Here is a 7,705-nt window from a genome sequence, read left to right as displayed (position 1 = left end):
TATTAACCTCAGGAACGCGTTGGAAAGTACTTCATAATGGGTATTCGTTTCCCGGTGTGCCGTTACCAGCATCACAGTTTTATGTCGGGCATTTTTTGACGGTAATTTGTTTGTTTTTCATTTTAATTCAATGTGTTATGTGTGATTTTTTTACTTTCACAACCCTCTGGCATTCAATATTGGTGATCAGCGAAGCAATATTGAAAGTTTTTGGTTTTGATGTCTGTTTTCAATATTAGTGAGGGGCTTAACATTATTGAAAGTTGAAAATATCAGTGTGTGACATTTTCAATATTGGTGATTAATGTTTTATTTCCGAATTAAAGAGCGTGGTATCTGTATATTTAACACTGCCGATATGAACGACGTTTCCTTCATGATTTCTGGAGATGCAATGAAGATAATTACTTGCTACAAGTGCGTACCTGATGAACAGGATATTGTGATTAATAATGCTGATGGATCATTAGATCTCAGCAAAGCAGATGGCAAAATTAGCCAATATGATCTGAATGCGATTGAAGCTGCTGTTCAGTTAAAACAACAGGCTGGCGAGGCGCAGGTGATCGCGCTGAGCGTAGGCGGCAAAGCGCTGACTAACGCCAAAGGGCGTAAAGATGTGCTCTCCCGTGGTCCTGATGAACTGATCGTGGTGATTGACGACCAGTTTGAACAGGCGTTACCGCAGCATACCGCTGCCGCGCTGGCTGCTGCCGCGAAAAAATCCGGCTTTGATCTGATTGTCTGTGGCGATGGTTCTTCTGACCTTTATGCGCAGCAGGTGAGCCTGCTGGTGGGTGAAACGCTGCAGATCCCTGCCATTAATGGCGTCAGCAAGATCCTCTCGCTGGCGGATAACACCCTCACGGTGGAACGTGAGCTGGAAGATGAAATCGAAACCCTGAGCATTCCCCTTCCTGCGGTGGTGGCCGTTTCTACCGACATTAACACGCCGCAGATTCCATCCATGAAAGCCATTCTTGGCGCGGCCAAAAAACCGGTTCAGGTCTGGTCATCAGCGGATATTGGATTCAATGCGGTTGACGCTTATTCCGCTCAACAGGTTGCTGCGCCGAAACAGCGCGAACGTCAGCGCATCGTCATTGAAGGCGATGGTGAAGAACAGATCGCCGCGTTTGCCGATCATCTGCGCAAAATTATTCGTTAAAAGGGGATGTTATGAGCAAGTTTTCCAGTGTCTGGGTATTCAGCGATACCCCTTCTCGCCTGCCGGAACTGATGGGTGGCGCACAGGCTTTAGGTGAACAGATTAATGCGTTTGTGCTTAACGATACTGACGGCGCAACGGCGTTTCAGTCCGGCGCAAATCATGTCTGGCAACTGAGCGGTAAGCCCGATGACCGCATGATGGAAGATTACGCCGACGTCATGGTGCAAACCATTCGTCAGCAAAGCGAAGCGGGAGTGGTGCTGCTGCCTAATACCCGTCGCGGCAAACTGCTGGCGGCAAAACTGGCGTTTCGTTTGTCAGCCGCTGTCTCTAACGACGCAAGTGCGGTAGAGCAAAAAGACGGCCACGCAGCCGTTAAGCATATGGTTTATGGCGGTCTGGCCATTGGTGAAGAGACGATCGCGTCGCCATTTGCCGTTATCACGCTCAGCAGTGGCACGTTTGAGGCAGCGGTTCAGGATGCCTCTCTGAGTGGGACTGCGCAGGTTGTACAGTGGCAGTCGCCTGAGATTGCGGTAACCCGCACGGCAACACTGGCGCGTCAAAGCAACAGCGTTGATCTCGACAAAGCGCGCCTGGTGGTCAGCGTCGGACGCGGTATCGGCAGCAAAGAGAATATTTCTCTGGCGGTTGCGCTGTGCGAAGCCATTGGCGCGGAGCTGGCTTGCTCTCGCCCGGTAGCGGAAAACGAAAAGTGGATGGAGCATGAACGTTATGTCGGGATCTCCAACCTGATGCTTAAGCCTGACCTGTATCTGGCGGTCGGGATTTCTGGGCAAATCCAGCACATGGTGGGGGCGAACGGCTCACAAACCATTTGCGCCATTAACAAAGATAAAAATGCCCCGATATTCCAGTACGCTGATTACGGTATTGTCGGCGACGTTATGAAGATCCTGCCTGCGCTCACCAGCGCGTTAGCACGCTGATCCACCGGGCAGGGCCGGATCCCGGCTCTGCCATCGACAGGTTAATCTGGAGTTCTTATGTCCGAAGATATCTTTGATGCCATCATCGTGGGAGCAGGGCTGGCCGGTTCGGTTGCAGCGCTGGTGCTCGCCCGTGAAGGGGCACAGGTTTTAGTTATCGAGCGCGGCAATTCTGCAGGTGCGAAGAATGTCACCGGTGGGCGTATTTATGCCCATAGTCTTGAACGCATTCTCCCTGGGTTTGCTGAACAGGCCCCCGTCGAACGTGTGATTACCCACGAAAAACTCGCCTTTATGACGGATAAAGGGGCGATGACGGTGGATTATTTCAACGGTGAAGACGCGGCGCCTTCACAAGTCTCTTATTCCGTATTGCGCAGTAAATTTGACGCATGGCTAATGGAACAGGCGGAAGAAGCGGGCGCGCAGCTGATCACCGGCATCCGTGTCGATAACGTTGTTAAACGCGACGGGAAAGTGGTGGGTGTTGAGGCCGATGGCGATATTCTCGAAGCGAAGGTCGTGATCCTTGCCGATGGGGTGAATTCTCTGTTGGCGGAACAGTTGGGCATGGCAAAACGCGTTGAAGCAGAACACGTTGCGGTAGGGGTGAAAGAGCTTATCGAATTACCCAAATCGGTGATTGAAGATCGCTTCCAGTTGCAGGGCAACGAAGGGGCTGCCTGCCTGTTTGCGGGATCGCCAACCGATGGCCTGATGGGCGGCGGCTTCCTCTATACCAATGAAACAACCATTTCTCTGGGGCTGGTGTGCGGTCTTCATCATCTGAAAGACGCCAAAAAATCGGTTCCACAAATGATGGAAGACTTTAAGCAACACCCGGCAGTCGCACCGCTGATTGCTGGCGGCAAGATGGTCGAATACGCTGCGCACGTCGTTCCTGAAGCCGGAATAAACATGCAGCCTGAGCTGGTGGGTGACGGCGTGTTGATTGCCGGTGATGCCGCCGGGATGTGTATGAACCTGGGCTTTACGATTCGCGGTATGGACCTGGCGGTGTCGGCAGGTGAAGCCGCTGCGAAAACAGTACTCTCTGCCATGCGTAACAACGATTTCAGCAAGCAGGGACTGGCGGAATATCATCAGCATCTGGACAACGGTCCGATGCGTGATATGCGCATGTACCAGCGTTTGCCTGCATTCCTCGACAATCCGCGCATGTTTACGCAATACCCTGAAATGGTGGTCGGCATTGCGCGCGATCTCTTCACCATTGATGGTAGCGAGCCGGTGCCGATGCGTAAAAAAATCCTTCGCCACGCTAAGAAAGTCGGCTTTATCAATCTGATGAAGGACGGCATTAAAGGGGTAACCGCATTATGACTTCTTCCGTCAACGTAGACGTCAAACTGGGCGTTAATAAATTCAATGTGGATGAAGAAAATCCACACATCATTCTAAAAACGGACCCCGATAAACAGGTGCTGGACGTTCTGGTTAAGGCCTGTCCTGCAGGACTGTATAAAAAACAGGATGACGGTAGCGTACGTTTTGATTATGCAGGGTGTCTGGAATGTGGTACCTGCCGAATCCTCGGTTTGGGGACGGCGCTGGAAAAATGGGAATACCCGCGCGGTACGTTTGGCGTGGAGTTTCGTTACGGCTAAACCCGATGCCGGATGACGCTGACGCGCATCCGGCCTACTAAAATATGTAGAACTGTTGGCCGGAGTAGACTTTTCGCATCGCCATCCGGCAACGTTGCCGATGAAACAGGAAATCGCCATGCAGCAGCCAAGGAATTTTGACGACATCAAATTCTCATCCATTCACCGCCGTATCATGCTGTGGGGAAGCGGTGGACCCTTTCTGGATGGATATGTACTCGTCATCATCGGCGTTGCGCTGGAGCAACTGACTCCAACACTGGGTCTGAACGCAGAGTGGATCGGTATGCTCGGTGCCGCGACGCTGGCTGGGCTGTTTGTCGGTACTTCGCTGTTTGGCTATATTTGCGACAAAGTCGGACGTCGCAAAATGTTCCTTATCGATATCGTCGCCATTGGGGTGATATCGGTGGCGACCATGTTTGTCTCTACACCGTTTGAGCTACTCATCATGCGCGTGTTGATAGGGATAGTGATTGGCGCAGATTATCCCATCGCCACCTCGATGATCACCGAGTTCTCCAACACCCGCCAGCGGGCGTTCTCCATCGGTTTTATTGCTGCCATGTGGTATGTAGGCGCGACCTGCGCCAACCTGGTCGGCTATTGTTTATACGACGTTGAAGGCGGCTGGCGCTGGATGCTTGGCAGCGCCGTCATTCCCTGCCTTATCATCCTGATTGGCCGTTTTGATCTCCCGGAATCCCCGCGTTGGCTACTGCGTAAAGGGCGGGTGGAAGAGTGCCAGCAGATGATGATCAAACTGTTTGGCGAACCCGTTGTTTTTGATGATGAACCGCCTAAAGAGACCCGCTTCCTGCAGTTGTTTAACCGCCGCCACTTTCCATTTGTGCTTTTCGTGGCGGTGATCTGGACTTGTCAGGTGATCCCGATGTTTGCCATCTACACCTTTGGTCCGCAGATAGTCGGATTGCTTGGCTGGGAGCAGGGGCGGAGCGCGGCATTAGGCAATGTGGTAATTAGCCTCTTCTTTATGCTCGGCTGTGTTCCGGCCATGTTCTGGCTGAACAGCATTGGTCGTCGCCCGTTGCTTATCGGCAGCTTTGCGATGATGACGTTTGCTCTGGCGCTGCTTGGGTTTATCCCCCATTTAGGGATCGGCCTGGTGGTGGTGGCCTTTGCGGTCTATGCGTTTTTCTCCGGTGGACCGGGTATTTTGCAATGGCTTTACCCCAACGAACTGTTTCCCACTGACATTCGCGCTTCTGCGGTTGGTGTGATCATGTCGCTCAGTCGTATAGGGACGGTGGTCTCCACCTGGGCGCTACCGATTTTCATTACCCGCTACGGAATTAATAACGTGATGCTGATTGGGGCACTGATTTCGTTGATCGGTCTGGTTGTCTCCGTCATATTTGCTCCGGAAACGCGTGGTCTGACGCTGATGCAGGCAGGGAATATGAAAATACGCGGTAAGCCATAAGCGGTCGGAACCCCTTGTTCAGAATTCTCATCCTGACCGCTCAAGAATATTGACTATAAGCCTGGTGAATATCTGACTACACTCTGTGGTAAAAGAGTGTCGCAAAATAACAGGCTAATCATGATTCTTATCATTTACGCGCATCCCTATCCGCACCATTCGCATGCGAATAAACGGATGCTCGAACAGGCAAGGACGCTGGACGGAGTAGAAATTCGCTCCCTCTACCAGCTCTATCCCGACTTCAATATCGATATCGCTGCGGAGCAGGAAGCGCTATCCCGCGCAGACCTGGTCATCTGGCAACACCCGATGCAGTGGTACAGCGTTCCCCCTTTACTTAAACTCTGGATGGATAAAGTCCTTTCTCACGGCTGGGCCTATGGGCACGGAGGAACCGCGCTTCGCAATAAACACCTGATGTGGGCCGTTACCACGGGCGGCGGCGAAAGCCACTTCGATATTGGCTCTCATCCGGGTTTTGACGTGCTTTCTCAGCCTCTGCAGGCCACTGCAATTTACTGCGGACTGACCTGGCTGCCGCCGTTTGCCATGCATTGCACCTTTATTTGCGATGACGAAACGCTGCAGGCGCAGGCGCGTCACTACAAGCAGCGCTTGATGGAATGGCAGGAGGCGCACAATGGATAGCCACACGCTAATACAGGCGCTAATTTATCTGGGTTCCGCGGCGTTGATTGTGCCGATTGCCGTGCGGCTTGGCTTAGGATCGGTACTGGGGTATCTCATCGCGGGATGCATTATCGGCCCGTGGGGACTACGCCTGGTGACCGACGCCGAATCAATCCTGCATTTTGCTGAGATTGGCGTGGTGCTGATGCTGTTTGTTATCGGTCTTGAACTGGATCCGCAGCGTTTGTGGAAACTGCGGGCCTCGGTGTTTGGCGGCGGCGCGTTGCAGATGGTGGTCTGTGGCGGTCTGATTGGGCTGTTCTGTATGTTTCTCGGTCTGCGCTGGCAGGTTGCAGAACTGATTGGTATGACGCTGGCGCTTTCTTCAACGGCCATCGCCATGCAGGCGATGAACGAACGCAACCTGACCGTTTCTCAAATGGGGCGTAGCGCCTTTGCGGTGCTGCTGTTCCAGGATATCGCGGCGATTCCGCTGGTGGCGATGATTCCCTTGCTGGCGGCCAGCGGTGCCGCCACGACCCTGGGGGCGTTTGCGCTTTCGGCATTGAAAGTGGCGGGCGCCCTGGTGTTGGTGGTGTTGCTGGGACGCTATGTCACGCGTCCGGCACTGCGCTTTGTGGCTCGCTCAGGACTGCGGGAGGTCTTCAGCGCCGTGGCGCTGTTCCTTGTTTTCGGCTTCGGCTTATTGCTGGAAGAGGTGGGACTCTCGATGGCGATGGGCGCGTTTCTGGCGGGGGTACTGCTGGCTAGCTCAGAATACCGGCATGCACTGGAAAGCGATATTGAGCCGTTTAAAGGGCTATTGCTGGGGCTGTTTTTCATTGGCGTCGGTATGTCGATTGATTTTGGCACGCTGATTGATAACCCGCTACGTATCATCATTCTGCTGGTGGGGTTCCTGGTCATTAAAATGGGCATGCTATGGCTTATCGCCCGACCGTTACAGGTACCGAACAAACAACGCCGCTGGTTTGCCGTATTATTAGGGCAGGGGAGTGAATTTGCGTTTGTGGTGTTTGGGGCGGCTCAGATGGCAAATGTGCTGGATCCTGAATGGGCGAAAGCGCTGACGCTGGTGGTGGCGCTCTCTATGGCGGCGACGCCAATTTTGCTGGTGCTGCTGACCCGGATGGAAAAATCTGCGGCAGAAGAAGAGCGTGAAGCTGATGAAATTGATGAAGAACAACCGCGTGTGATCATCGCCGGGTTTGGGCGCTTTGGTCAAATAACCGGTCGTTTGTTGTTGTCGAGCGGTGTGAAAATGGTCGTTCTCGATCACGACCCAGACCATATTGAGACGCTGCGTAAATTTGGTATGAAGGTGTTTTACGGCGATGCGACGCGCATGGATTTGCTGGAATCTGCGGGGGCGGCAAAAGCCGAAGTGTTAATTAATGCCATTGACGATCCGCAAACCAGTCTTGAGCTGACTGAAATGGTGAAGACCCATTTCCCTGCGCTGCAAATTATTGCCCGCGCCCGTGATGTCGATCACTACATTCGTTTGCGACAGGCCGGGGTGGAGATGCCGGAACGTGAAACCTTTGAAGGCGCGTTAAAAACCGGGCGTCTGGCGCTGGAAAGTTTAGGGTTAGGTCGTTATGAAGCGCGTGAACGCGCGGACCTGTTCCGCCGCTTTAATACACAAATGGTTGAAGAGATGGCAATGGGGGAAAATGACGCGACTGCCCGCGCGGCCGTCTACAAACGCACCAGCGCAATGCTGAGTGAAATCATCACCGAAGATCGCGAACATTTGTCCTTAATTCAACGCCATGGCTGGCAAGGCACGGATGAAGGTAAACATACGGGCGACGTTACCGATGAGCCGGAAGTAAAACCGTCAGCATAAGGTAAA

At 53.0% G+C, this 7,705-nt stretch carries 8 protein-coding genes; all 8 read left to right on the top strand.

Annotated features, from left to right (window positions below; genetic code table 11):
* The coding region (locus NNO04_RS00765; RefSeq protein WP_271443038.1) for a hypothetical protein at positions 1-239 on the top strand (239 nt) is incomplete at its 5' end.
* A gap of 155 nt (positions 240-394) precedes the next feature.
* Positions 395-1,168, top strand: a complete 774-nt coding sequence (locus NNO04_RS00760) for an electron transfer flavoprotein FixA (RefSeq protein ID WP_271443037.1) — start codon at positions 395-397, stop codon at positions 1,166-1,168.
* Between the two features lie 11 nt (positions 1,169-1,179).
* Positions 1,180-2,121 (top strand): electron transfer flavoprotein subunit alpha/FixB family protein, encoded by a 942-nt coding sequence (locus tag NNO04_RS00755; RefSeq protein ID WP_271443036.1) that lies wholly within the window; start codon positions 1,180-1,182, stop codon positions 2,119-2,121.
* A gap of 57 nt (positions 2,122-2,178) precedes the next feature.
* Complete coding sequence (locus tag NNO04_RS00750; RefSeq protein ID WP_271443035.1) at positions 2,179-3,465, top strand: FAD-dependent oxidoreductase; 1,287 nt, start codon at positions 2,179-2,181, stop codon at positions 3,463-3,465.
* Positions 3,462-3,749, top strand: coding sequence for a ferredoxin-like protein FixX (gene fixX / locus NNO04_RS00745; protein WP_271443034.1), 288 nt, complete (start codon positions 3,462-3,464; stop codon positions 3,747-3,749). Before NNO04_RS00750 ends, fixX begins: the two co-directional genes overlap by 4 nt.
* Positions 3,750-3,867: 118 nt before the next feature.
* On the top strand, positions 3,868-5,193 hold the full coding sequence (locus tag NNO04_RS00740; protein ID WP_271443033.1) for an MFS transporter: 1,326 nt from the start codon (positions 3,868-3,870) through the stop codon (positions 5,191-5,193).
* Between the two features lie 120 nt (positions 5,194-5,313).
* A complete protein-coding gene (gene kefF / locus NNO04_RS00735; protein ID WP_271443032.1) occupies positions 5,314-5,844 on the top strand; it encodes a glutathione-regulated potassium-efflux system oxidoreductase KefF in 531 nt (176 codons plus the stop codon).
* Complete coding sequence (gene kefC / locus NNO04_RS00730) at positions 5,837-7,699, top strand: glutathione-regulated potassium-efflux system protein KefC (RefSeq protein ID WP_271443031.1); 1,863 nt, start codon at positions 5,837-5,839, stop codon at positions 7,697-7,699. The genes kefF and kefC overlap by 8 nt, the downstream gene beginning before the upstream one ends.
* Positions 7,700-7,705: the final 6 nt, after the last annotated feature.

The organism is Citrobacter sp. Awk 4 (genome assembly GCF_028069725.1).
GTDB lineage: Bacteria > Pseudomonadota > Gammaproteobacteria > Enterobacterales > Enterobacteriaceae > Citrobacter_D.
The sequence above is the reverse complement of the archived record's forward strand: the minus strand, read 5'-3'. Positions and strand labels throughout refer to the sequence as shown.

Bases quoted from the DNA above. Each gene is read 5' to 3' on its own strand.
- NNO04_RS00760 (WP_271443037.1), top strand. From the start codon at position 395: ATGAAGATAATTACTTGCTACAAGTGCGTACCTGATGAACAGGATATT.
- NNO04_RS00755 (WP_271443036.1), top strand. From the start codon at position 1,180: ATGAGCAAGTTTTCCAGTGTCTGGGTATTCAGCGATACCCCTTCTCGC.
- NNO04_RS00750 (WP_271443035.1), top strand. From the start codon at position 2,179: ATGTCCGAAGATATCTTTGATGCCATCATCGTGGGAGCAGGGCTGGCC.
- fixX (WP_271443034.1), top strand. From the start codon at position 3,462: ATGACTTCTTCCGTCAACGTAGACGTCAAACTGGGCGTTAATAAATTC.
- NNO04_RS00740 (WP_271443033.1), top strand. From the start codon at position 3,868: ATGCAGCAGCCAAGGAATTTTGACGACATCAAATTCTCATCCATTCAC.
- kefF (WP_271443032.1), top strand. From the start codon at position 5,314: ATGATTCTTATCATTTACGCGCATCCCTATCCGCACCATTCGCATGCG.
- kefC (WP_271443031.1), top strand. From the start codon at position 5,837: ATGGATAGCCACACGCTAATACAGGCGCTAATTTATCTGGGTTCCGCG.